The sequence below is a fragment of the Paraburkholderia sp. CI3 genome, assembly GCF_050436505.1.
GTDB lineage: Bacteria > Pseudomonadota > Gammaproteobacteria > Burkholderiales > Burkholderiaceae > Paraburkholderia > Paraburkholderia tuberum.
In genome coordinates, this window is sequence record NZ_JBNDMI010000003.1 from 1,937,056 (window position 1) to 1,960,371 (window position 23,316).

At 63.2% G+C, this 23,316-nt stretch carries 20 protein-coding genes; 12 read left to right on the top strand and 8 right to left on the bottom strand.

What is annotated here, in order from left to right; translation table 11 throughout:
* Positions 1-449 precede the first annotated feature (449 nt).
* Positions 450-1,409: a LysR family transcriptional regulator gene (locus OKW29_RS17660; RefSeq protein WP_184074536.1), complete on the bottom strand. Its 960-nt coding sequence runs from the start codon at positions 1,407-1,409 to the stop codon at positions 450-452.
* Between the two features lie 201 nt (positions 1,410-1,610).
* On the opposite strand from OKW29_RS17660, the gene OKW29_RS17665 reads away from it, so the two are divergent.
* Positions 1,611-2,234, top strand: a complete 624-nt coding sequence (locus OKW29_RS17665) for a TetR/AcrR family transcriptional regulator (RefSeq protein WP_429291933.1) — start codon at positions 1,611-1,613, stop codon at positions 2,232-2,234.
* Positions 2,235-2,298: 64 nt separating this feature from the next.
* On the opposite strand, the gene OKW29_RS17670 is transcribed toward OKW29_RS17665, so the two are convergent.
* The 4 genes from OKW29_RS17670 to OKW29_RS17685 form a co-directional block, all read right to left on the bottom strand.
* On the bottom strand, positions 2,299-3,360 hold the full coding sequence (locus OKW29_RS17670) for an AI-2E family transporter (RefSeq protein WP_429291934.1): 1,062 nt from the start codon (positions 3,358-3,360) through the stop codon (positions 2,299-2,301).
* A 125-nt stretch (positions 3,361-3,485) separates the two neighbouring features.
* Positions 3,486-5,027, bottom strand: a complete 1,542-nt coding sequence (locus OKW29_RS17675; protein ID WP_429291935.1) for a DHA2 family efflux MFS transporter permease subunit — start codon at positions 5,025-5,027, stop codon at positions 3,486-3,488.
* Positions 5,028-5,039: 12 nt separating this feature from the next.
* Entirely contained in the window at positions 5,040-6,272 is a 1,233-nt protein-coding gene (locus OKW29_RS17680) for an HlyD family efflux transporter periplasmic adaptor subunit (protein WP_429291936.1), read from the bottom strand.
* Between the two features lie 17 nt (positions 6,273-6,289).
* Positions 6,290-7,798: an efflux transporter outer membrane subunit gene (locus tag OKW29_RS17685; protein WP_429291937.1), complete on the bottom strand. Its 1,509-nt coding sequence runs from the start codon at positions 7,796-7,798 to the stop codon at positions 6,290-6,292.
* Positions 7,799-7,986: 188 nt separating this feature from the next.
* Between OKW29_RS17685 and OKW29_RS17690 the strand changes: the two genes are divergently transcribed.
* Positions 7,987-8,607 carry a TetR/AcrR family transcriptional regulator gene (locus OKW29_RS17690; protein ID WP_184074528.1) on the top strand — a complete coding sequence of 207 codons (621 nt, stop codon included), beginning with the start codon at positions 7,987-7,989 and terminating at the stop codon, positions 8,605-8,607.
* A gap of 752 nt (positions 8,608-9,359) precedes the next feature.
* On the opposite strand, the gene OKW29_RS17695 is transcribed toward OKW29_RS17690, so the two are convergent.
* A complete protein-coding gene (locus OKW29_RS17695) occupies positions 9,360-9,716 on the bottom strand; it encodes a hypothetical protein (protein WP_184023464.1) in 357 nt (118 codons plus the stop codon).
* 236 nt (positions 9,717-9,952) lie between these two features.
* Here OKW29_RS17695 and OKW29_RS17700 point away from each other — a divergent pair, with 236 nt between their 5' ends.
* A complete protein-coding gene (locus tag OKW29_RS17700) occupies positions 9,953-10,297 on the top strand; it encodes a hypothetical protein (protein WP_429291938.1) in 345 nt (114 codons plus the stop codon).
* A 561-nt stretch (positions 10,298-10,858) separates the two neighbouring features.
* On the opposite strand, the gene OKW29_RS17705 is transcribed toward OKW29_RS17700, so the two are convergent.
* The gene (locus OKW29_RS17705) at positions 10,859-11,263 is read right to left on the bottom strand and encodes a DUF3331 domain-containing protein (RefSeq protein WP_429291939.1); all 405 of its coding nucleotides are present in this window, start codon (positions 11,261-11,263) and stop codon (positions 10,859-10,861) included.
* A 31-nt stretch (positions 11,264-11,294) separates the two neighbouring features.
* Positions 11,295-12,608, bottom strand: coding sequence for an NAD(P)/FAD-dependent oxidoreductase (locus tag OKW29_RS17710; protein WP_429292527.1), 1,314 nt, complete (start codon positions 12,606-12,608; stop codon positions 11,295-11,297).
* An 876-nt stretch (positions 12,609-13,484) separates the two neighbouring features.
* Between OKW29_RS17710 and OKW29_RS17715 the strand changes: the two genes are divergently transcribed.
* The 9 genes from OKW29_RS17715 (at position 13,485) to OKW29_RS17755 (ending at position 22,990) form a co-directional block, all read left to right on the top strand.
* Positions 13,485-14,825 carry an MFS transporter gene (locus OKW29_RS17715; RefSeq protein ID WP_429291940.1) on the top strand — a complete coding sequence of 447 codons (1,341 nt, stop codon included), beginning with the start codon at positions 13,485-13,487 and terminating at the stop codon, positions 14,823-14,825.
* 35 nt (positions 14,826-14,860) lie between these two features.
* On the top strand, positions 14,861-16,078 hold the full coding sequence (locus tag OKW29_RS17720) for an acyl-CoA dehydrogenase family protein (protein ID WP_429291941.1): 1,218 nt from the start codon (positions 14,861-14,863) through the stop codon (positions 16,076-16,078).
* A 20-nt stretch (positions 16,079-16,098) separates the two neighbouring features.
* Complete coding sequence (hpaC, locus tag OKW29_RS17725; protein ID WP_184073031.1) at positions 16,099-16,620, top strand: 4-hydroxyphenylacetate 3-monooxygenase, reductase component; 522 nt, start codon at positions 16,099-16,101, stop codon at positions 16,618-16,620.
* Between the two features lie 2 nt (positions 16,621-16,622).
* The gene (locus OKW29_RS17730; protein WP_429292528.1) at positions 16,623-17,327 is read left to right on the top strand and encodes an EthD family reductase; all 705 of its coding nucleotides are present in this window, start codon (positions 16,623-16,625) and stop codon (positions 17,325-17,327) included.
* Between the two features lie 49 nt (positions 17,328-17,376).
* Positions 17,377-18,297, top strand: coding sequence for a LysR family transcriptional regulator (locus OKW29_RS17735; protein WP_184037845.1), 921 nt, complete (start codon positions 17,377-17,379; stop codon positions 18,295-18,297).
* Between the two features lie 171 nt (positions 18,298-18,468).
* Positions 18,469-19,776, top strand: a complete 1,308-nt coding sequence (locus OKW29_RS17740) for an MFS transporter (RefSeq protein ID WP_429291942.1) — start codon at positions 18,469-18,471, stop codon at positions 19,774-19,776.
* A 137-nt stretch (positions 19,777-19,913) separates the two neighbouring features.
* Positions 19,914-20,816, top strand: coding sequence for a LysR family transcriptional regulator (locus OKW29_RS17745; RefSeq protein ID WP_429291943.1), 903 nt, complete (start codon positions 19,914-19,916; stop codon positions 20,814-20,816).
* A gap of 192 nt (positions 20,817-21,008) precedes the next feature.
* The gene (locus OKW29_RS17750; protein ID WP_429291944.1) at positions 21,009-22,217 is read left to right on the top strand and encodes a CaiB/BaiF CoA transferase family protein; all 1,209 of its coding nucleotides are present in this window, start codon (positions 21,009-21,011) and stop codon (positions 22,215-22,217) included.
* Positions 22,214-22,990: an enoyl-CoA hydratase gene (locus tag OKW29_RS17755; RefSeq protein ID WP_429291945.1), complete on the top strand. Its 777-nt coding sequence runs from the start codon at positions 22,214-22,216 to the stop codon at positions 22,988-22,990. The genes OKW29_RS17750 and OKW29_RS17755 overlap by 4 nt, the downstream gene beginning before the upstream one ends.
* The last annotated feature ends 326 nt before the right edge of the window (positions 22,991-23,316 follow it).

Here is a 23,316-nt window from a genome sequence, read left to right on the forward strand (position 1 = left end):
CACGAGGAGCGCGGTTGTTTTCTGACCGTGACCTCCTAAAACTACTGCTCAGTGTACCCGTGAGATGGGCGGCCCCAGTTTAGATTCAGCGCACCGTTTGCAGCTGATGAGGACCTCCTGGAATTGCTCACCGCACACGTGAGGGAAGATCCGGTTAGGGTTGCCGTTAGCGAGACCGGTTTGAATATATCTGTATGCGCGTCAGATGCTGCCAGCGTGTTTCCACTCCCGAGAGACGACAGAGCTACCGGTGTCGACTTCCCGCACGTCTCGAATAATTACAGTCTGCGGGGTCGCCGACGTAATGGCCGCTGCACGCAACCGCTTGAGAATGTCGAACAGCAGGTCGCTCTTCGTATCGGCCGTTATCCTGGGGCTGCGGACGTAGCACGCTGTCACAATGCTCGCAAACGACGAGCGTAGGGAAGGTTTGCATGAGCATCTGGCAATCAGGACGGCCTGCCACTGCCGCCGGCCACCGTCCGCTGCTGTTGGACGTGGCCCATCTGAGCCGCGCGCGCGTCGAAGTACGACGTCGCATAGTCGATGAACGCCCGGACCTTCGCCGTCATCAGGCCCCTGTCGCGATATGCGAGCCTGAGTTCGGCGTCCCCGCTCATGAGCTCGAAGTCGGGCAGCAGCTGTACCAGCCGGCCATCGTCCAGCTCCTTGCCGACCATCGTAAGAGGCAACGCGCCGAGACCCGCACCGCTCATCACCAGTTCCTTGTTCAACGCGGCGTTGTTGCTCGACACGTCGTGTTCGAGTGGCACGGCGATCTGTTCGCCACCGCGCCGGAACCGCAGTTGTGGTTCGCTGATCGACGCAAGTATTGTGACGAAGCGGAATGCGGCGAGGTCGATAGGCCGTTGCGGTAGCTGGCGCCCCTGCAGATAGCTGGGCGAGCCCACCACGGCGAGGGGCAGGCGACACAACGCACGGGTGATCGTGAGCTCGCTCGTGAGCATGAACGGCAGCACGATGCCGAGATCAAAGGCTTCCTTGATCAGATCGACTGGCCGTTCCGCCAGCGTCAATTCGAGCTGCACGGCTGGGTAGCGGGCACGGAACCCGGCGATCAGTGGTGGCAACTCTATCAGCGCCGCGGTGGTGTGGGCGACGAGCCGCAGTACCCCCGCAGGCGCCCGTGCGCGCTCCCCGGTACCGGCCTCGAGCACGTCCAGTTCAGCCACCACGCGCGAGCAGCCGCCGTAAAACTCCTCCCCGGATTCAGTGAGTGCGAGGTGTCGGGTCGTGCGCTGAAAAAGACGCACACCGAGCCTGGTTTCGAGCCCCGTTATCGCGCGCGAGACGACTGCCTTTGAGATGCCCAACGCATTCGCGGCGTGCGTGAAGCTTTGCATTTCGACGACGGTACAAAAGGTTCGCAGCGTTTCGAGATGGTCCATAAGTGTTCGCAATCCAAAGTGAATCTAAATGCAAAACCATACGGTTCAGTATAGTGAAACACACTGTTGCCGTCAACGTAAATAAACCAGGCGGTTTTGTTATGATAAGATTGTCAGTATTGATCGGAAACACCGGTCAGGTGCGTTGCCGCCGCCAGCGGTGTCGTTTGATCGGTCTCATAGACCGAAGGAGAACCGGAAATGAGGGTGAAAACGGAAGCAAAGCGGCAGGCGATTGTTAACGCCGCGTTTGAGGTATTCAGTGAGGTGGGGTTCGAGCAGGCGTCGATGTCCGAGATTGCGGCACGGGCAGGTGGATCAAAAGCCACGCTGTACAGCTATTTCCAGTCGAAGGAAGAGATGTTCGCTGAGTTCATGAGCGTCGCCGCGCGACAGGAAATCAGGGCGGCGTTTGAGCTGCTCCAGACCTCGGTGCCGGTTCGCGACGCACTGGCGAGCTTCGGCAAGCACTATCTGGTTGCAGTGCTGAAACCGCAACTGGTCGCGGTGCGCCGTCTCGCGCATCACGAAGGCGGCCGGTCGAATGTCGGCGCCCTGTTTTATGAGCGCGGCCCGAAGCTCGGCTGGCAAACGGTGGCTGTCTTCCTGCAGCAATTGATTGACGCCGGGCAGTTGCGCAGCTGTAATGCGGCTATCGCGACCTCGCATCTGCGCACCCTGTATGAAGCTGAGTTGATGGAGCTGTGCCTGTTTGGCGTGCCGGCCGATACCAGCCCCCGCAACATCGCGAAGGTCGTCCAGAGAGCTATCGACGTGTTCATGGCCGCATACGGGCCGACGGACGCCGCACAAACCACGCACTGATTATCCGGCTGCCGCCCGCATTGTCCAGGCGGCAGATCGACATCCATCCAGGGCAAACCGGCGGTCAGTCCTTATACAGCGCGCTGGCCACATAGCGGCGCCGCAGGTCGCCCAGCACCGCTGCAAGGATCGCACTCACCGGCAGCGCGAGCAGCACGCCAAAAAAGCCGAAAAGCTGGCCAAACGCAAGCAGAGCGAAGATCACCGCGAGCGGGTGCAGCCCGATGCGGTCGCCCACGAGTTTGGGAACAAGAAAAGAACTTTCGAGAACCTGTCCAACTCCGTACACGGCTGCGACTACGCCGATGCCGTACCAGACGCCAAACTGCAGAAGCGCGGCAAGAAGCGCAAGGGCGAGTCCCAGGGCGAAACCCACGTAGGGGATGAACACCGCGAAGCCGGTGAAGAGCCCGATGGGCAGCGCGACGTCGAGGCCGGCCAGCGTCAACGCTATCGGGTAGAACACGGCGAGCACGCCCATCACGAGCAACTGGCCGCGTAAGTATTGCGACAGCATGTGGTCCATCTCGGTCACGAGTGTCCGGACCTTGCCAACCCAGCGCCGCGGCACAAAGCTTTCCATCCGCGCGAATATCTGGTGCCGGTCGTAAAGCTGATAGAAAAGAACAAGCGGCACCAGTATGACGTTGCTTGCAACAGGAAGCACGACGTTGCTGCCTGTACGCACGTACCGCCAGGCGGCGAGTATGACGGTCTGGCCGTCACCGATCGTGTTGCTGGTCAGCAGGTGGCGCACTCCGGGCAGGTCGAGTGAGTAGCTGACACCCAGCAGTGCCAGCTTCGGTTGCAGCCACGCGTTCAGGCCGGCGATGAAGACGGGAAGGTTCTTCGCGAGTTCGGGCCCTTCCTTGTGGATCACGGCGAACGCAAGTAGCGGCAGTAGCGTCAGGAGCAGCGCGAACAGCAGCATCATCAGCAGGACCGCCACCGCGCGTGGCACACGCTGGCGCACCAGCCACTCGACGCCCGGCTGCAACATGTACGCGATGAGCGCACCGAGCAGGAATGGCGTGAGAACCGGGCGCAAGATCCATAGAAGGATACCGAGGCCAGCGGCGATGGCGCTCCAGACGAGGGTCTGGCGCTGATAGGAAGTCAGGATCATGGTCGGGAGTCGTTTTCAGGTGACCCGCACGTGACAGGCAAAAAAGCGGCGGGGTATCGAGGAGGGCATCCGTCGTCGTCATTCAGCATCGGCGAAAGCGGGGCGCGCGCGCCCCGCGTTGGCCTTCAATGTGCCTGTGACGTATCGGCGACACGGGTCGGTCTGGGCGCGAGCCAGATCGCCAGTGCCCCCGCGATGAAGCAGCATGCGATGTTGAAGAAAAGCTGGTTGGTGGCGAGCATCACCGCCTGCGACTCGACCATGTTGCTGATCTGCGCCTGCGCCTGATCCGCACTCCAGCCGGAACCGGTCAGCGAGGACATGAAGTGGCCGGCCTGATCGACCAGGCCCGACAACTCCGCGCGGTTGTACTTGGTCTTGTTCTCCCACAACGTATTGACGACCGACGTGGCAATCGCCCCGCTGAAGGTCCGGCAGAAGCTCATCAGTCCCGCCGCCGACGCCGTTTCGGGCTCGTCGACACTGCTCAGGCCGATGCTCGTTGTCGGCACGAAGAAGAACGGCAGGCCGATGCCTTGCAGCAGCAGCGGCAGTGCCACCTGCCAGAAGTCCATGTCCGAATTCGCATGGGTGCGGAACAGCGTCACCGAGCCGAGCAACATCACGCCGGCAAACACCAGCCAGCGTCCATCGAACTTCGTCGACAGCCTGGCTGCAAACGGCGCGGCGACCACCGCGAAGATGCCCGTCGTCGCCTGGGCATACCCGGCCCACGTGGCCGTGTACCCCATATTGTTCTGCAGCCACAGTGGCGTGAGCACGGTGGCGCCGAAGTACGCGCCGAACGCCAGTGACATGGTGACCACACTCGCGGCAAAGCCGCGATGACGGAACACCCGCAGATCGACGATGGGATTACCCTCGGTCAGCTCCCAGATGAGGAAGGCGAGGAAACCAATCACCGCAACGATCGCGAGGACGCGAATTTCCATCGAGCTGAACCAGTCCTTGTCCTTGCCATCATCGACCATGATCTGCAGCGCCGAGACCCAGATGATCAGCAGCACGAGCCCGACCGTGTCGATCCGCATCCGGATCTTCTCCGATTCGAAGCGCTTGAGCATCATCCATCCGGCGTATCCGCAGATCAGCGACACCGGCACGTTGATGAAGAAGATGTAGGACCAGTGGTAGTCGTCGCAGATGATACCGCCCAGCACAGGACCCATCACCGGCGCAATCAGTGTCGTCATGCTCCACAGGCCAAGCGCCGCGGCGGCCTTCTCCTTCGGAAAGATGCGTAGCAGCAGGGTTTGCGAGAGCGGCATGAGCGGGCCGCCCGCGAGCCCCTGAAACACACGGTACAGGATCAGCGTGCCGAGCGAGGTCGCCATCCCGCACAGTGCCGAAAAGAGCCCGAACATGACCAGCGCCGTGATGAACACGCGCACCGTGCCGAAGCGGCTCGCGAGCCAGCCGGTCAGCGGCACGGTGATCGCTTCGGCCACCGCGTAGGACGTGATGACGTACGTGCCCTGGCTGGTCGAGGAGCCGAGTGCACCGGAAATGGTCGACAGCGACACGTTCGCGATGGTGCTGTCCAGCACCGCGACGAAGTTGGCGGCGGCGATCATCACCGCCGCGACAATCAGCATCGGGCCGGACAGCGGCGGCAATGCGATGTCATTGACCTGACTGGAAGACATGATGGCGCATCCTTAGTGTGCGGGCGCGTCGTTGCCGCCGCGCGTGTCGACCGTCGCTTCCATCGACAGGTTGATACCCAGCGGGTGCGCGCGAAGCTCGGCCGGATCGATCCTGACGCGCACCGGCAGGCGCTGCACGACCTTGATCCAGTTGCCGGTCGCGTTCTGCGCGGGGATCATCGCGAACGCGGAACCTGAACCGCCCGAGAAACCCTCGACCTTGCCGTGATAGACGACCTTGCTGCCGTACAGGTCCGACTTCAGTTCCACCGGCTGACCGATGCGCACCTTGCCGAGCTGGGTTTCCTTGTAATTCGCATCGACGTAGACGGATTCGATCGGCACGACTTTCATCAGGGTGGTGCCGGTCTGAACGCGCTGACCCACCTGAACCTGGCGGCTCGCGACGACACCGTCGACCGGCGCGCGCAGCACGGTGCGCTCGAGATCGACGCGGGCCTGATCGCGCTTCGCGCGTGCGAGCAGGACTTCCGGATTGGTATCGACCGTCGTGTCCGCAATCAGCACCCTGTTCGCCTCGAGCGAGCCGACTGCGGCATCGCGGCTTGCCTTCGCCTGCGAGACCGCAGCGCGGGCTGCGTCGAGCGCCGCCCTGCCGGCGGCAAACGCCGCGCGCGCGTGGCTCAGCTCTTCGCCCGATACGCTGCCGGTGCGGGCGAGCACTTCCCGACGCTGCAGGTCGATCGCCGCGCGGTCAAAGTCGGACTGGGCCGATGCGATTTGCGCGGCCATGCGGGATTCGTCCGCTGCGCGCGCACTGACCTGCGCGGCCAGTTGCGCATCGGTGGCGACATAGCCGCGCACCTTGCGTTCGGCGCGGCCCAGATCGGCTTCGGCCTGCGCCAGCGCAATCTTCGCGTCGGTGTCGTCGACGACGGCCAGTACGTCGCCCTTGTGGACCTGCTCCGTATTCACGACCGGCACGCTTTTGACGATGCCGCTGACCGCCGGCGTGATCGATGCGACTTCGGCCGCGGTGTAGGCGTTGTCGGTCGACACGTAATGCGACGCGACGAAGTGCCAGTAGCTCGCGTACCCGAGACCGGCGACGAGAATGGCGCCGCCGAGCAGCGCGAACAGCTTCTTGCGGTTCGAAGGGGGAGCGCCGGCCGCAGCGTCGGTATCGACGGGAGCAGCGGGAGCAGCGGAAGCAGCGGAAGCAGCGGAAGCGGGCGAGTCCGGCATCAGCGACTCGCTGGTTTTGACGAATTGGGTTTCAGACATGATCGGAGTCCTTGAAATCAGCTTTGCTTGTTGGGATGGGTTGCGTCGGTCGCGGCCGGCGTGCTGGCCTGAAAGCCGCCGCCGAGCGCGCGCACGAGCGCGACATCGAGCGAGAAGGTGCGCGACTGGATATCGGCGAGCTGGCGCTGCGCGGAAGTCATCGTGTCGGCGGCGTTCAGCACTTCGAGGTAACCGGCAAGGCCGGCGCGATAGCGATCGAGCGCGACCTGGTGCGCCTGGGCGGCGGCGTCGTAGGCGGCCTGTGTCGCTTGCAGCCGGTCCGCCAGCGCGCGTTTGCTTGCGGCAACGTCAGCCACGTCGTGCAGCGCCTTCGTCAGCGTTTCGTCGTAGTTCGCGACCGCCTCGTCGTAGGTCGCCCGCTTGCCGCGCAGTTCGCCGCGCAAACGTCCGCCATTGAAGATGGGCAGCGTGATCGCCGGCCCGAAGTTGCCGGCCAGCGAAGCCGCGTTCGTCAGCATGTTCAGGCCAAGCGATTGGTAGCCGATCGACGCGCCGAGCGTGATGTCCGGATAGAACCCGGCGCGCGCGACGTCGATCCGCTTGGCCGCCGCCTCTACGCGCAGGCGTGCAACGACCACGTCCGGGCGACGGCCAAGCAGGCCGAGTCCAAGGTTGGCGGGCATGCCGGCAGGCTGGGTCAGATCGACGGCCGGACGCTCGATACGCAAGCCGCGGTCGGGACCGGCACCCATCAGCGCGGCGATCTTGTTGCGCTCCAGTGCAATCGATTCATCCAGCTCGAGCAGGTCGGCCTGCGCGCTTTGCTGCTTCGACTCAGCCTGCTTGACGCCGGACTGCGTTTCCAGCCCGTTTGCGAAACGCTCCCTGAACAGCTGTGCGGATTGCGTGCGCACCTGCAGTGCAGCCTGCGCACTGTCGCGCTCGGCGAACAGACGCGCGAGGTCGGCATACGCTGCGGCGATCGACGCGGACAGCACCATGCGGGCCTGTGCCGCATCGGCGCGCGCCGCGTCGAGCTCCGACGTAGCAGCGGCGAGCGCCGCGCGATTCTTGCCCCAGAAGTCGATCTCGTAGCTGAAGTCGAGCTCGGCGGTGCCGTAGGGGCGCCATCCGTGAGGGACTAAAGCGGAGGGCGTGCCGTTGTTGTAGCTCTGCTTCTTCTTTTCGACCGAGCCCTGCGCGCTGACTTCGGGCAACAGCGCCGCGCCTGCCACCTGCGCCGACGCCTCGGCGTTATGCAACTGCGCCTCGGCGGCCGCCAGCGTCGGCTCATCCTTGAGCGCTTCCGCGATCAGCGCGTTCAATTGCGGATCGTGATAGCCGAGCCACCACTGATCGGTGGGCCACGCGGACGCGGTGCCGGCCTGCTTGCCGGAGCCCGCACCGAGACTTTCTGCCGTCTCGTACCTGCTGATGTCTTTCGTTACCGGCTTTTGCGGCATATCAGGCAGTTGCGCGCAGGCGCTCGCCACGATGGCGAATGCGAATGCGGCGGCCAGTCTCACCGGTTTCACCTGGCTCAAAATGTCCGTGCTCTCTTGCATGATCTCCTGCTCCCTCGCTCCGTTTTACAATACTGCACAGTCTAGTTATCGAAATCATCCATGTCAACAGAAATAAACTGTACGGTTCAGGTATGGTAAGATCACAACATTGAAAGTCGAAGGCCGGTCACGGGCGTCGCCGCCGGCCATGTCGTCGATCGGTCGCGCAGACCGGAGGAGCATTGAAGATGAGAGTGAAAACAGAAGCAAAGCGGCAGGTGATCGTTGACGCCGCGTTTGAGGTGTTCAGTGAATTGGGGTTCGAGCTTGCGTCGATGTCCGAGATTGCGGCGCGGGCAGGCGTGTCGAAGGCCACGCTCTACAACTACTTCAAGTCGAAGGACGAGATGTTCGCCGAGTTCATGGGCGTCGCCGCGCAACAGGGAGTAGAAGCTGCACTCGAGCGACTCAAGACCACTGTGCCGGTTCGCGACGCACTGGTGAGCTTCGGCAAGCACTGTCTGGTTGCGATCCTGACACCGCAACTGCTCGCGGTGCGCCGTCTCGCGCATTTTGAAGGTGGCCGGTCGAACGTCGGCGCCCTGTTCTATGAGCGCGGGCCGAAGCCCGGGTGGCAAGTGGTGACTGACTTCCTGCAGCAATCGATTGACGCCGGGAAGCTGCGCAGCTGTAACGCAGCCGTCGCGACAGCGCATTTGCGTGGGCTGTATGAAGCGGAATTGCTGGAACTCTGCCTGCTGGGCGTGCCGGCGGATATCAGTGCGCGCAACATCGCCAAAGTCGTTCAAAGAGCGGCCGACGTGTTTCTGGCCGCATATGGGCCGACGGACGGGACTGACGCCGCATAGGCCAGGTGCCTGGACGGTCGCGAACCTTGGGAGACGGCAAGCGAACCGCCATCGTGTCGCCAGGTGGACGGTTCACCCTGCACAGCATCGGCGAAATCCGCCGTTTGCAACGCCTGACATGGGTATCAGCCTGTTCCGGAGCCAATCGTCACGATGAATGGGCCGTGGACGGCTAGTCCGGGATCATGCCCGGATGGCGGGGCACGCCGATGGCGGTCGATGCTCTCGCCGAAACCCGCAGGCAGCCGGCGAAGACGCCGCGCCTTATCGAATTGCTGAGGAATTGCTGAGGAAGGGTTGAGAGCAGTCCATTGCTGAACCAACCACGGTCTCGCGGCCAGCGATTTGCCGACGTCATGAACGAATCGCCGGCAAACGCCGTCGTGCATAGCATGCGCCTACGGCGATGAACAGAATCCCAGTAGCCGCGACATTCGCCGGTCTCCAGGGTATGGCTGCGCGGGGTGCGCAGTCATATGGGGTTATTTCGGAAGGTGGGTCGGGACTTGCGCCGACGCTTGTGTCGGAAGCTGCGGAGGTTGCGGAAGCTGCGGCCCACCTTGTGAAACTGCTTCGTGGAAGGTTGCCCGGCGGACGCTGGCTGCTGCGACAGCGATTGCTGCGGCAGATTGCTTTGCGCAAGCACGGATGTGCTGGTAAGGAAGGCGAACAGTACAAGGAAGCTTTTTTTTATTTCAATTCTCTACAGTTGGTCGTCTTGATTTTGATGCGATTAGCAGCCGCGGGCCGTATCAACGCGCGGCCAAGGTTGCCTTGTAACGCCAGGACGCTGTTGCGGTACTGAAGTCGACGGGGCTACCCGACGCTACGTTGTCCGACGGGAGGGGAGCGGACGAACTGGTCACCCCGCCGCAGTTGTTGAACGCTTGCCGCTGGGCTTCCACGCGGGCTAACACCGCCTGAAAGTCCATTGCGTGTTGTGTATTGGCGCCCGTGTGGTCATGGTAGCCGACCGTTTGACGCTGAACTGGTTGCACAGCCGCTTGCTCATAGGTTTGGGGACCGCTGCTGCTAGCGAATGCGGCGGTCGAGAAGGACAGGATCGACGCGACAACAGGGACGGGGATGAAGGTCTTCGACTTTGGCATGATCAGACTCCATATCGAGCGTCGGATTCAGGAGACGCGGTGTTTGGGGAACAACGGTCTGGCGAGACATGAGTGCTGTTTGCCAGTTGGTTGCCAGTCTAGTCACTTACCGTCGGCTTACAAGCATCTGCGGGGCAACGGATAGTTGCCGTCGCTGCAAGGTTTTAGCCGATTGCCCTGGAGCGGTGCGCAGTTCTTTAGTGTGTCCGGAGGCGGGGGCCGTGCGGACCATCTGAATGACACGCAGCACATTTGCTTTGACGCTGTCCACCCGGGCGTTACGCAAGCGGGATCAGCCGTCGAGCGTGCACGCTTCAATCGAAGTTCGTTGTCAAGACCGCTACGTGAATATGGGAATACCTTCCGCTTGTTGTTCTGATGCCAGCGATTCGCGGTTCGCACAAACCCAACTCACGTTCCAGATCGGTTCATCGAACACGGAAGTCATTCATGAGGTCGTTCAGCACGCGTTGCGCAGCGCTGCTACGGCCTCCACCACGAATGGGGCTATCGATGTGCTGGGCCAGGCGCTACCCGAGGTCGAGCGCCTCGCCGCGCACACGACCGTCCTGACGCACTGAGCCCTCTGCGCGCAACGACGAAGGCCACTCGATCACTCGCCCAATGGGGCATTTATGACGGTTCTGTTGGCTGGTAGAGTTACCGCCATTCCCCCTTGACACGGATCAAGCGCCGAACGCGGCCCATGCTGGGGTTCAACACTTTCGCTGTGCCCGGACCCTTGACCGACATCAGATTGGCAACTTTTTTGCACGATCCATTGCCGGTTTCGCCCTCGTGACCATTTGCCCACGCGTCTATAACGGCGCGATTCGGAGATCGTGACAATCACTTTCGCATGGGGGCGGATTTGACCAGCCGATCTCGACAGGCTAGCTAGATACGTAGCGCGCCGGCCAGCACAAGCTCCGTTCGACACCCTCAACCTACAAACAAAACACGTCGAGTCGCGCAAGATTTGCAAACGTCCCTCGCACACCTGTTAAGCGACATTCGCGCGCATCGGCGACGTCCTGTATGTGGCTCGAGGATACAAGTTGACTGATCGGTCGCGGGCAGCAACTGCGCTGTCGCACAGTGTTGATCCGGGAAGGATCAACAGCGAAACACGCCCGCGAAAATCAACAGGATGGATCGGTAAAGGCGAGCTCGACTAATGGTGCGAGCATCATGGCAGCCGCGTTTGCGGGAGGCGGCTCAACCTTTGTGGGGCGGTAGATTACATCGCCTGCGGCGATGCCTTGTCCGCTCAAAGCGCATATACCCGATCGTTTCGCTGTTTCAAGGCGCCAAAGCTGCTCGCCGTACTTGCAACCTCGAGGGTCGCTCCACGATACGGTGGCTGTTCGTGGACTGGGTCGATCGAGCAGCGCGATCGCAACGTCGCCATTCTTGATCGGCAGACGGCTCGATCCACGCGAATCGACTATATGCCTGACCCGAGCCGCCAATTGTTGCGCGCATCCCCAATCGAGTTGGCCCACTGCGCGCTGCCATGCAGTGTCGGCCGTCACGCATTGATCCATGGCAGTACTCCCGTCAAAAGTGAGGTGGCGTTCAGCTCAGCCGTATCTTCGGCTGCACGAAGCCGTTAATCCGCTCGGCAGTCCACAGCATCATGGCCTTGCCGAAACCGTGCAAAGCCTGCTGATGTTGTCGATAGAGCATGGCGTGACTGAGCTGCGCGAATCGGCCCTTGATAAACCCGCCGCGGAAGAATCCGAACTGCCCGAGCGTCCCAAACGCGTTGTAGTCGCTCAGCGACACGAGCGCGCCGAAGTCGTGAAATGCAAAGTCGGGCAATGAACCACCGCCGAGCCAGTCCGGCAAGTGCTTTGCGAGGTGTTGTGCCTGTTGCGTGGCGACTTGCGCCGTGGGTGCGAGAGGACGTTCACTGCCGGCGAGCGTCAACGTCGAGCAGTCGCCGAGGGCGAATAGTGCGTCGTCGTCCTGCGCCTGCAGGGTTGGCCTGACGATGATCTGGTTGGAACGATTGCTCCCGATGCCATCCAGTTTGCCTAGAAAATCAGAGGCCTTGACGCCCGCCGCCCATACCATCAGATCCGCCGGTTGCTTGCTGCCGTCGCCTAACCGGAATCCATCGGATTCGGCGGCGGTCACTCGCGTGCCCGTTCGTACCGTGAAACCGATATGCCGTAACTGTGCCTCGCTGGACTCCGACACCGCCGGCGGAAATGCCGCCAGTACGCGCGGTGCGCTTTCATAAAGGGTGAGCTTCAGACGTGAGCGGATGCCGGGGTCGCCGTAACTCGACGCCACTTCGAGTAAGCGGCTCAATTCCGCTGCCAGTTCGACGCCGGTCGCTCCAGCGCCGACGATAGACACGCGCAACGGGCTATTCGTCACAACGCTCTGGAATATACGGATTCGCAATGCTTCGTTGAAGACTTCAGCCTGTGCCTGGCTGTCAATGAAATGGCAATGATCAAGTACGCCTGGTGTGCCGAAGTCGTTGGCGCGACTGCCTAACGCAAGAATCAGCACATCGTATTCGACCGTGCGCGGCCCGATCACGACCTCCCCCGACGGCGAACGCAGCGCAGCCAGCTTGACGATACGCGCATTGCGGTCCAGGCCTTCCATTTCGCCCGGCTGATAGTTGAAGCCGTGGTCGCGGGCGTGGGCGAGATAGATGACCTGCTGTTGCTGGACATCGCGAGTGCCTGCTGCGATGGTGTGCAGCATGGGCTTCCAGATATGGGTTGCACTTTTGTCGATCAACGTGACCTGACCGCGACCGCTGCGGCCAAGCGTGTTGCCCAGCCTGGTCGCGAGCAGAAGTCCAGTGATGCCGCCGCCGACGATGACGATCCGGGTGGTCTGGCGCGTTGTCAAATATCTCTCTTGCATGATTCCCTGCTCCCTTGCCCGCTTTTTCAATACTGAACAGTGTAGTTATAGAAGTCGTCCGCGTCAACGAAAATAAACTGTATGGTTCAGGTATCATAAGATCACAACGTTGAAAGTCGAAGGCCGGCCACGGGCGTGCCGCCGGCCATAGCCCAAAGCCCGCAACCTCGGCGTTTTTCTTTGATGCCTGGAAGTCGAGTTGCGCTGACGGTTCACCCCGGCGACGGGGAAGGAATCGACACTGCCAGCGAGAGGAGCCGTAAGCAACGTGGGCGATCGCCCCCAAGGTGAGGTTTTTCGGGAGCCAAAGGCTTCCGTTCTACCCGGATTGAGCAATTGCCGCGAGCGCGAGGTCTCGAATGCGGGGCCGACCTCCTGGAACTCCTCACCATGGCGCACAAAGCGTCGTTCTCTCGACTCCTGGAAATCCTCACCATCCTGGAAGACCTCACCTCAACAGCTCGCTTCAACTTTTAGCCCTGCATTCCAGCGTGCTCTTCGCGCACTGGACACCGGCGCGCTCCGCGCTCGCTGGTCCGAAACGCAATCGTTCACCGCAACGCGGAAGCCAGCGAAGCACGCGCTGCGCGCTTCGACGCACCTCATCCCAATCGCCGTTCCGACGCGACCACCGCTCCCGTAAACCCTCACCGTAGCGCCACCTCCTGGAACTCCTCACCATTCGCGCGTCGCTCGATCCGGGCGTCGCCCATGCACGCCATTCATATCGATCATTTTTGGCCCGAATTTGACCGCGTTTATCGCCGCTCATATCGTGCAGCCATGTCGTCCGGATGTGATTCGCCCCGCTGCGTAGAGCCATCGTCATGCGGGAACCTCAATCTTCGTTCTCCCTGAGCCATGAACTCTGACGCCATGAATTCCGATCTGAGCGCCCCGCTCGCATCACGCCGATCCGCCGCCGCGACGAGCGGCGTACGACGTGCGGTCACGACCGCCGTGCTGGGTCAAATCCTCGAATGGTATGACTTCTTCCTGTATGGAACGGCCGCGGCGCTGGTATTCGGCAAGCTGTTCTTCCCCGTCGGCAGCGATCCGCTCACCGGCACCGTCGCCGCGTTCGGCGGCTTCACGGTCGGCTTCATCGCGCGGCCGATCGGCGGTGTGCTGTGCGGACATCTCGGTGACCGCTACGGGCGCAAGCTCGTGACGATGCTGACGCTGTTCGCGATGGGCACGGCGACTATGTTGATGGGCGTGCTGCCCACCTACCAGCAGATCGGCCTCGCCGCGCCGGCGCTGCTCGTGTGTCTGCGCATCGTGCAGGGGCTCGCCGCGGGCGGCGAATGGAGCGGCAGCATCCTGCTGATCCATGAGAACGCGCCGCAATCGAAGCGCGGCGCGCTCGCCGCATGGAGTCCGTGCGGCGCGGCGCTCGGCTTCGTGCTGTCGACCGGTGCGTTCCTGCTGGTGCAGAACCTGTCGTCTGCCGATTTCCTGAGCTGGGGCTGGCGCATTCCGTTCCTCTGCAGCGCCGCACTCGTCGCACTGGGCTTGTGGATGCGCCGTTCGGTCGGCGAAAGCGCCGCGTTCGCTCGAGCGAAGGCAACGCGTCGCGACACCCGCAGGCCGGTGATCGAAGTGTTGCGGCAATGTCCTCGCGAAGTGCTGACGATCTTCGGTTTGCGCTTCGGCGAAGGCGGTGCGTCGTACATCTTCTTCGCGTTCTCGATCGCGTATGGCCAGTTCCTCGGCATCAAGTCGAGCTGGATGCTCGGCGGCCTGACTCTTTCGATGCTGCTGATGATTCCGTTCTCGCTGTTCTTCGGCTACCTGACCGACAAGGTCGGACGCAAGCCCGTGTATCTCGCCGGCGCGATCGCGATGGTGCTCGTCGCATGGCCGTACTTTGCGCTGCTCGGCTCCGGAGAATACTGGAAAGTGATCACGGCCCTCGTGCTGGCGAACAGCCTCACGCTCGGCATCCTCGAAGGCGCGCAGCCCGCGTTCATCAGCGAACTGTTGCCGGTACATCTGCGCTTCTCGGGGCTTGGCATCGGGCGCGAAATCTCCTCGGTGCTCGGCGGCGGCCTGTCGCCGATGATCGCCACGGCGCTGCTCGCGCACTATCGCAGCGCGACGCCGGTCGCTCTGTATCTCGGCGTGCTCGGCCTGATCACCGTGATCGCGACGCTGCTCGCCCGGGAGACCTATCCGAAAGCGATGCGCATCGAAGCGCATCAGGAAACCGAATGACATCGTTCAAATCACCGAATCAAGAGGTAACGCGCATGCACGCCGTTCATACCGCCAGCGCCCGCGCTTGCACCGCCGACGCACCCATCATCGACACGCAGGAGGACTACCCTGAATACCCGGGCCCGCTGTCGCTCGATGACCTGATCACCGAAGTCGAGCGTCGCCGCGACGAGTTCGATGCGGTTTCACACGTCCCGCGCGACATGATCCTGAAGATGAAGCGCGCGGGCATCTTCCGCGCGAGCACGCCGCAACGCTTCGGCGGCGACGCGCTGCCGCCGCCACAGTTTCTGGCGATGCTCGAACGCATCGCGATCGCCGATGGTTCGACCGCATGGGTCGCGGCCTTTGGCTCCGCGAACACGTATCTTGCGTCGCTGCCGGTCGAGACTCAGGCCCGCATCTACGCGTCCGGTCCGGACCAGGTTTTCGCGGGCGGCCTGTATCCCCTGCAACCGGCCGGGCGTGCGCCCGGCGGCTACGTCGTGTCGGGTCAATGGCGTTTCGCGAGCGGCTGCAAGGGCGCGGACTGGATCGGCGTCGGCATCGGTGGCGCGCCGGGCAAGCTCGGCGACGCGAACGCGGGCAAGCCGTTCACGGCCGTGTTTCCGGCGAGCGAAGTCGAGATCGTCGACAACTGGAACGTGGTCGGCATGCAAGGCACCGGGAGCCACGATCTGCGCCTGAAAAACAAGTTCGTCGACGAGCAATGGACCTTCGTGCGCGGCGGTGCGCCGCTGATCGACGAGCCGCTCTACCGCTACCCCGCCGTCGCATATCAGGCACAGGTGCATGCGGCGGTGAACCTCGGGCTCGCGCGCGCGGCGCTCGACCTGCTGGCCGGTATGTCCGGCGTAACCAGAACGACGACCGGCGCGCCGCGTCTTGCCGACCGCGCGTACTATCGCTCGGGTCTCGCGCAGGCGGAAGCGAATCTGCGCAGCGCGCGCGCGTTCTTCTTCGAGTCGGCGCAAACTTCGTGGCGCACGGTCATGGCGGGCGACCCCGTCTCGCCCAGCGAGGCCAATCTGCTGCGGCTCTCCGCGACGCATGCCGCGCATACGTGCGCCGAGGTGGTCATGCAGGCGTACAAGATGGCTGGCATCGGCGCGATCTATCGCGAGAGCCGCATGCAGCGGATGGTGCGCGATTCGATCGTCGTCACGCAGCACGCGTTTCTCGGCGAAGGCACCTACGACGCGTCGGGTGCGCTGTTCGTCGGCATACCGCCGGTCACGCCCTATCCCTGAGCGACGTAGGAGCGACTGTCATGACGCACGACGAAACGCGCACGCACTTCCGCAACGCGATGGCTTGCCTCGGCGCGGCCGTCAACATCATCACGACCGATGGTCCGCGCGGGCGCTGCGGCATCACCGCGAGCGCGGTCTGTTCGGTGACCGATACGCCACCGACCATGCTGGTGTGCATCAATCAATCGAGCTATGTGCATGACGTGATGCACGAAAACGCGAACCTGTGCATCAACATTCTTGGCGCGCACTGCCAGGACCTGGCGCGCGTGTTCGCGGGCATGACGGGTTGCTCGATGGACGCGCGTTTCGATCAATGCGCGTGGCAGCCGGGAGCGCTCGGCGCTCCGGTGCTTGGCGAGGCGCTCGCGAGCCTCGAAGGACAGATCGTCGACAGCAAGACGGTGGGCTCGCACTCGGTGATGTTCGTGCGGATCGAGCGGATCGCCACGCGCGATGACGGCGATGGCCTCGTCTACTTCGGCAGGCAGTTCCACCGGCTTGCGCGTGCCGGTGTCGCGGCTTGCGAGGCGGCATGACGATGCAGGTCTGTCTCTTTCTGATCGGCACGAGCGACGCGCGGCAATCGCTCACGGACCCGCTCGCGCTGCTGCGGGCCGCCACGCAAGTCGCGGGGCTGCGCAAGCTGATCGTGCACGAGCCGATCGCGGGACGGGTCGATGCGCGTATCGCGCCGGCGGCGGATGCGCCGTCGTGTGTGCTGCAGTGGTACTTCGACGAACTCGAGCCGCTCGAAGCCGCGCTCGAACCTGACGGCGCGATCGCGCACGCGTTGCATTCGGCCATGCGCGCCGAAGTCAGCCCGCAAAGCTTCTCGCAGCAGGTGATGGCCGTGCGCATCTTCGCGCCACCGCAGGCTGCGTCGGTCGAAGACAACGCGCAACGCTGCACCTATCTGGTCGCATACGAAGGCGTCGCGCAAGACTTCAACGCGTGGCTTACGCACTATCTAGCGCATCATCCGCCGTTGATGCTGCAATTGCCGGCGCTGCGCGAAATGGAGACCTACACGCGCATCGACAGCCGCAGCGGTTTGCCGTTTGCGCGCGCGAGCGCGATGCAACGCAACAAGGTCGTGTTCGACGATGCGAGCGCGCTCACCGATGCGCTCGCGTCGCCGGTGCGCGATGCGATGCGCCGCGATTTCCACGCGCTGCCGCCGTACAGCGGGGCGACGCCGCATTTTGCAATGCGCAGCATCTACGGTAACCTCGCCGCATATTGACCGGCGCGTCGCGCGGCCAGCGACATGCCTTAGTTTGCGAGAGCTGCGCATGAACAAGCTGAATCCCGGCATCGCCGATCTGAATCTTCTGCGCGTGTTCCTCGCGATCTGGGACCTGCGCAGTCTGACGGCGGCCGGCGATCGGCTCGGTCTCACGCAACCGGCGGTCAGTCATGCGCTGCGCCGTCTGCGCACTCTGTTCGAAGACCCGCTGTTTTCGCGCACGCCCAACGGCATGGTCCCCACCGATGCCGCTTACCGCCTCTATCCGCCGCTCGCGCAAGCGTTCGCGATCATCAACGAAGCCGTGCAGCAGCTGGCGAAGTTCGAGCCGTCGACCGCGCGACGGGTGTTTCGCGTGTCGATGTCGGACATGTCGGAGTTCTACTTCTTGCCCCCGCTCGCCGCGCTGCTCGATCGCGAAGCGCGCGGCATCCGCATCGAGGTTGCCAATGTGCCGGTCGAGTCGGTCAGCGCGGCGATGCGCGCCGGCGAAGTCGATCTCGCGCTCGGCTATGTGCCGGGTCTCGACGCGGGCTGCGTGAGCCGGACGCTGTTCGTCGACGAGCACGTGTGCGTGGTGCGCGCCGGTCATCCGCTGCGCAAGACGAGGCCGAGCCGCGAAGATCTGAGCGCGCTACGCTACGTGTACGCGAGCACCAATGCGACCGGGCATCGGATGGTCGAGCAATGGCTCGACGAGCTGAACCTGAAGCGCGAGGTCGTGCTGCGGCTGCCGCATTTCGTCGTCGCGCCCGAGATCGTGATGAATACCGATCTTGCCGTGATCTTTCCGAAAAGCATCGCGAAGCGCTTCAACCGCGGCAAGGCGTTCCGGATTCTGCCGCTGCCGTTTCCGCTGCCGCCGATCGAAATCCAGGTGCACTGCCACTCGCAGTTCGCGGCGGACCCCGGCATCGCGTGGCTGCGCGAGACCATCCATACGATGTTTCATCAGCCGGCACGCTGAGCGCCCGTGAGCTTGCCGGCGGGTGCCCGGGCACGCCGGGCATATTAGCTGCACTGATACCCGCCCTGCTTTTCGGCTAATTTGACGCCACTATCTGTCGCCTCGACACTGCGTATCGTGCGAAGCCTTTTCTGAAAGGCCGCCATCCCCCCACTTCAGATGCGAGCAGACATGTCCTCCGTTCAATCCCCGATCGCGGCCGGGCGCGCCACGGCAGAGTCGGATCGCGCACTCAGGAAAATCATCATTGCGTCGGTGGCCGGCAACGCGATGGAGTGGTACGACTTTTTCGTGTACGGCACCGCGGCTGCGCTCGTGCTCGGGCAACTGTTCTTTCCCGCCCACACGGACCCGTTGATCGGCACCATCGGGGCGTTTGCCGCGTTTGCGATCGGCTTCGTCGCGCGTCCGCTGGGCGGCATCGTGTTCGGGCATATCGGCGACCGCTATGGACGCCGCGCGTCGCTCGTCTGGACGCTGCTGATCATGGGCTTTGCGACCTTCGGCATCGGGCTGTTGCCGACCTATGAGCACGTCGGTCTGGCCGCCCCCGCGGCGCTCGCGGGCTTGCGCTTGCTGCAAGGCATCGCATCAGGTGGCGAATGGGGCGGCGGCGTGCTGATGATCAGCGAGAACGCTCCGCCCGAAAAACGCGGCTATTTCGCGGCGTGGAGTCAGCTCGGCGTGGGCGGCGGCTTCGTGCTGTCGGCGGGCGCGTTCCTCGCGGCGCAAGCGCTGCCGCACGATCAGTTCATGTCATGGGGATGGCGTCTGCCGTTTCTCGCGAGCATCGTGATTTTCGCGCTCGGCGTGTACATCCGTCACAACCTGCCGGAGAGCCGCGACTTCGAGAACGCGGAGAAAGCCGGCAAGACCGCGCATATGCCGGTGCTCGAAGCGATCAAGCGTCACCCGAAAGAGATCCTGATGGCGATGGGTCTGCGGGTCGCGGAAAACGGCGGCGCCTATATCTTTCTCGCGTTCTCGCTCGTGTACGGCAAGTTCGTCGGCATTTCGAATTCGGTGATGCTGACCGGCGTGATGCTCGCGATGGTGGTCGAAATGGGCGCGATGCTCGCGTGGGGCAAGCTGTCGGACCGCATCGGGCGCAAGCCGGTGTATATGATCGGCGCGGTGTCGCTCGTGGTGATGGCGTTTCCGTTCTTCTGGCTGCTCAACACGCAGTCCACGCCGCTGATCTGGCTCGCGCTTTTGCTCGGCACGGCCGTCTGCCACGGCGCGATGATCGGCACGCTGCCAGCGCTCGTCGGCGAACTGTTCAGCACCGAAGTCCGCTATTCCGGCGTGGCGCTCGGTCACGAAGTCGCGTCGATCTTCGCGGGCGGCCTGTCGCCGCTGATCGCGACCGCGCTGCTCGCGCACTACCAGGCCTACTGGCCGGTTGCCGTGTTCCTGATCTTGCTCGGTCTCGTTACCGTCGTCACGCTGAAGTTCACGCACGAAACGCGTCAGCCGTAATGCTTCGCCTGCCTGGCGTGCAAGCCTTCGCGCGGTGACGTGTATCGCGCGAAGGCTTCGCTTTGGCCCGCGCAGTCTGAGGTAAAGGAGTGCGGTAACATGGCACTCCCCCAAAGACCCGGTCCTCATGTCAGCGCATGAAAGTCGACACCACCACCGTTCGTCTCGTCGTCGCGATGGTCGAAGAGGGCAGCATCTCGCGGGCGGCCAACCGGCTGGGGCTCGCGGTGGCGGCGTCGTCGCGGCGCGTGTCGGATCTCGAGGAGCAACTCGGCACGAAGCTCTTCAGGCGCGTACCGCATGGCGTAGAAATGACCGAGTCGGGTGGCAAGCTGCTCGGCTATCTGCAGCAGGTCGACACGCTGGTGGACCGGCTCGCGAGCGAGGCGCAGGCACTCGTGAGCGGGTTCGACGGACGCATCGTGATCGGCGCGCCGAAAGCCGTGATCATCGAGTTTCTCGCCGCGGATATCGCCGCGATCCGGAATGCCTATCCGGGCATCTCGCTGACGATCGTCGAAGAGAACAGCCGCATCGTGCAGCAGATGTTGCGCGACAAGATGATCGACATCGGCATCTACGAAAAGAAGAGCGGCTTTCTCGATCTGCCGCAAATGCGCTATCGCGAGGACCGGCTGGTGCTCGTTTATAGCCGCGCACACTTCCATCTTGATCCGCAGCCGATCACGCTCGACGCCTTGCTCGAGCTTCCGCTCGTCAGCCTCGGCAAGGGCTCGGCAATCCTTGCCGCCGTGCAGCGCGCGTTTCACAGCCGCGGCCGCCGCTTCGATTGCGACTATCTGGTCAATGGTTTCGACACGATGCTCGCCGTCGTGCGGCACGGGCTCGGCATGGGTCTGATGCCGCCCGACGTGCTGCGCAGCTTCCATCCCGAGGACGGCCTCGGCGTCGTCGAGCTCGCCGGTGACTGGCATCAACGTAGCTACGTACTGTCTTGTGTGGAAGGACATGCGCAGGCGCAGACGCTGCGCAACGTCGAAGCCGCGCTCACGGCCGGACGGCGCGTGGCCGGCCGCTGAAGCGCGGGCGCAGCAGTTCCTGCGCTCGACACCCTCGACTGCAAAGCACCCCCTTCGTCTTTTGCGAAACCAGGTATGACCGTCGCATTCTTGCGGCGGCACCCTCGCGTGCGCGACAGTTGACGCACGCCAACACGGTGCTGCAACGGCCGGCCGCGCGACAGCGGCCCGGCAGGAAAAACAGGAGACGACATGACGCAAAGCCACGCACAAACACCATCCAGCGACGACGCGGATACGGACAACCGGCCGTTGCCGCTGCAGGGCATCCGTGTGCTCGACGTCAGCCAGGTGATGGCCGGCCCGTTCGCCTGCATGATGCTCGCCGATCTCGGCGCGGACGTCATCAAGGTCGAACCCCTCGAAGGCGACCAGACGCGCGGCGCCATGGGCTTCAAGATGAAAGGCCCGGACAGCATGGGCTTTCTGAACATGAACCGCAACAAGCGCTCGGTCGCGCTGGACCTGAAGACCGACGAAGGGCGCGAGTTTTTCTACAAGCTGGCCAGGACCGCCGACGTGATCGTCGAGAACTATCGACCCGGCGTGGTTCAGCGGCTGCGGATCGATTACGAGACGATCCGTGAAATCAACCCGAAGATCGTCTACGCGAGCATCTCGGGCTTCGGTCAGAGTGGCCCGTGGTCGCAGCGCCCCGGCTTCGACCTGATGGCGCAGGCCATGTCCGGCGTCATGAGCGTGACGGGCTACAAAGGCGGCAAGCCCGTGAAGGCCGGCGTGCCGGTGGCGGACATCGGCTGTGCGCTGTTCGCCGTGTACGGCGTGCTTTCCGCTTATATCGGCGCGCAGAAGACCGGGCAGGGGCAACACATCGACGCGTCTCTGTTCGATTCGGCGATGGCCTTCTCGATCTGGGACATGTCGGATTACTGGGGAACGGGTGTCGAGCCGACGCCGCTTGGCACAAGCAACAAGATGAGCGCGCCGTATCAGGCCGTGAAGGCGCGCGACGGTTACTTCGTGATGGGCGCAACCAACCAGAAGCTGTGGTCGCGTCTTTGCGAACTGCTGGAGCGGACCGATCTGCTGACGAATCCCGAGTTCGAGACCGTTTCCTTGCGCCTGAAGAACCGCGAAGCGCTGATCGAATCGCTCGAGGAGTCGTTCGGCCAGCGCGACTGCGAGGCATGGATCGAGACGATGCTGGCCGCGGGCATTCCCGCCGGACCGATCCTGTCGTATCCGCAAGCCTTCAGCAGCGAACATGCGCAGTATCGCCGCATGTGCATGGAGATCGACCATCCGGTTGAAGGCAAGGTCAAGAACATCGGCTTTCCGGTCAAGATGCTCGGTACGCCGCAGCGCGTGCGACGCCATCCGCCGCGGCTGGGCGAGCACAACGACGAGCTTTACGCAGAGATCAACGGGGCCGCGAAATGAGCGAAGCGACGAGTGAGAAAGTCAGGCTCGAACGTCTGACGGAGTCGGTCGCGCAGATCGTGATCGACCGCCCCGAGCGGCACAACGCGATGTCGATTCCGATGTACGAGACCTTGCTGGCATTGATCGACCAATGCCGCGCGGACGAAACCGTAGGTTGCATCGTTCTACGCGGCGCGGGCGGCAAGTCCTTTATCTCGGGCACCGACATCGACTACTTCCGCGACTTTACGGCAGGCTCGCAGGGCGTCGAATACGAAGCGCTCGTCGAACTGGTGATCGACGCGGTCGAACGCATTGCGGTGCCCACCGTCGCCGCGATCGACGGTTGGGCCGTGGGTGGCGGACTCGCCATCGCTACCGCGTGTGACTTCCGCATCTGTGCGGAGGGCTCGCGCTTCGGCGCGCCGATCGCAAAGACGTTATCGAACACGCTGTCGTCACGCAATCTCGCGAGGCTCGTGGCGGCATTCGGCGTGCCGCGCGTGAAGAAGATGCTGCTGCTCTCCGATTTCCTCAGCGCCGCCGAAGCGCACGCGTGCGGCTATGTGTATGACGTCACGGCGAAGGAACAGGTCGGCAACGCGGCGTGCGCGCTCGCCGAGCGGCTCGTTGCGCTATCGCCCGTGACGCAGCATGCGGTCAAGGAGAGCTTGCGGCGCATCGTGATCGATCAAAGCCTCGCAGACGAGGATCTCGTCGAGCAGGTGTACGGCAGCCAGCGGTTCCGCGACGCCGTCGCGGCCTTCGGCTCGGGAACGTTGAAAGGCTGAGCGTCCCGGATCGCACGCGCAATCGCGTGGCTTCACCACAAAAAATAAACCGCATCTGGAGGACGACACATGAAACGCCTGTCGCTGAAGGCCACTGTCGATCGGCGTGATGCTCTTCGGCATCGTGCTGAGCTTCTTCACGAAGCCGAACATACCGTTTTCGAACGACGCGACGCAGCCGCGCAGCGAATCGCAACGCAAGGAGGACGCGCTGTCGGGCGCCTGACACTTCAGTATAAAATAAATCGCATTGATGCAAGCGCGGGTTTTTAATCTATTTTGCTTATTCGATGCGGGGCGCTAATCTTGGCATATCGTCCCCCCAG

What these genes read in the sequence shown, in the direction of transcription:
- OKW29_RS17660 (WP_184074536.1), bottom strand. Translation starts at nt 1,409, where the DNA reads ATGGACCATCTCGAAACGCTGCGAACCTTTTGTACCGTCGTCGAAATG.
- OKW29_RS17665 (WP_429291933.1), top strand. Translation starts at nt 1,611, where the DNA reads ATGAGGGTGAAAACGGAAGCAAAGCGGCAGGCGATTGTTAACGCCGCG.
- OKW29_RS17670 (WP_429291934.1), bottom strand. Translation starts at nt 3,360, where the DNA reads ATGATCCTGACTTCCTATCAGCGCCAGACCCTCGTCTGGAGCGCCATC.
- OKW29_RS17675 (WP_429291935.1), bottom strand. Translation starts at nt 5,027, where the DNA reads ATGTCTTCCAGTCAGGTCAATGACATCGCATTGCCGCCGCTGTCCGGC.
- OKW29_RS17680 (WP_429291936.1), bottom strand. Translation starts at nt 6,272, where the DNA reads ATGTCTGAAACCCAATTCGTCAAAACCAGCGAGTCGCTGATGCCGGAC.
- OKW29_RS17685 (WP_429291937.1), bottom strand. Translation starts at nt 7,798, where the DNA reads ATGCAAGAGAGCACGGACATTTTGAGCCAGGTGAAACCGGTGAGACTG.
- OKW29_RS17690 (WP_184074528.1), top strand. Translation starts at nt 7,987, where the DNA reads ATGAGAGTGAAAACAGAAGCAAAGCGGCAGGTGATCGTTGACGCCGCG.
- OKW29_RS17695 (WP_184023464.1), bottom strand. Translation starts at nt 9,716, where the DNA reads ATGCCAAAGTCGAAGACCTTCATCCCCGTCCCTGTTGTCGCGTCGATC.
- OKW29_RS17700 (WP_429291938.1), top strand. Translation starts at nt 9,953, where the DNA reads ATGACACGCAGCACATTTGCTTTGACGCTGTCCACCCGGGCGTTACGC.
- OKW29_RS17705 (WP_429291939.1), bottom strand. Translation starts at nt 11,263, where the DNA reads ATGGATCAATGCGTGACGGCCGACACTGCATGGCAGCGCGCAGTGGGC.
- OKW29_RS17710 (WP_429292527.1), bottom strand. Translation starts at nt 12,608, where the DNA reads ATGCAAGAGAGATATTTGACAACGCGCCAGACCACCCGGATCGTCATC.
- OKW29_RS17715 (WP_429291940.1), top strand. Translation starts at nt 13,485, where the DNA reads ATGAATTCCGATCTGAGCGCCCCGCTCGCATCACGCCGATCCGCCGCC.
- OKW29_RS17720 (WP_429291941.1), top strand. Translation starts at nt 14,861, where the DNA reads ATGCACGCCGTTCATACCGCCAGCGCCCGCGCTTGCACCGCCGACGCA.
- hpaC (WP_184073031.1), top strand. Translation starts at nt 16,099, where the DNA reads ATGACGCACGACGAAACGCGCACGCACTTCCGCAACGCGATGGCTTGC.
- OKW29_RS17730 (WP_429292528.1), top strand. Translation starts at nt 16,623, where the DNA reads ATGCAGGTCTGTCTCTTTCTGATCGGCACGAGCGACGCGCGGCAATCG.
- OKW29_RS17735 (WP_184037845.1), top strand. Translation starts at nt 17,377, where the DNA reads ATGAACAAGCTGAATCCCGGCATCGCCGATCTGAATCTTCTGCGCGTG.
- OKW29_RS17740 (WP_429291942.1), top strand. Translation starts at nt 18,469, where the DNA reads ATGTCCTCCGTTCAATCCCCGATCGCGGCCGGGCGCGCCACGGCAGAG.
- OKW29_RS17745 (WP_429291943.1), top strand. Translation starts at nt 19,914, where the DNA reads ATGAAAGTCGACACCACCACCGTTCGTCTCGTCGTCGCGATGGTCGAA.
- OKW29_RS17750 (WP_429291944.1), top strand. Translation starts at nt 21,009, where the DNA reads ATGACGCAAAGCCACGCACAAACACCATCCAGCGACGACGCGGATACG.
- OKW29_RS17755 (WP_429291945.1), top strand. Translation starts at nt 22,214, where the DNA reads ATGAGCGAAGCGACGAGTGAGAAAGTCAGGCTCGAACGTCTGACGGAG.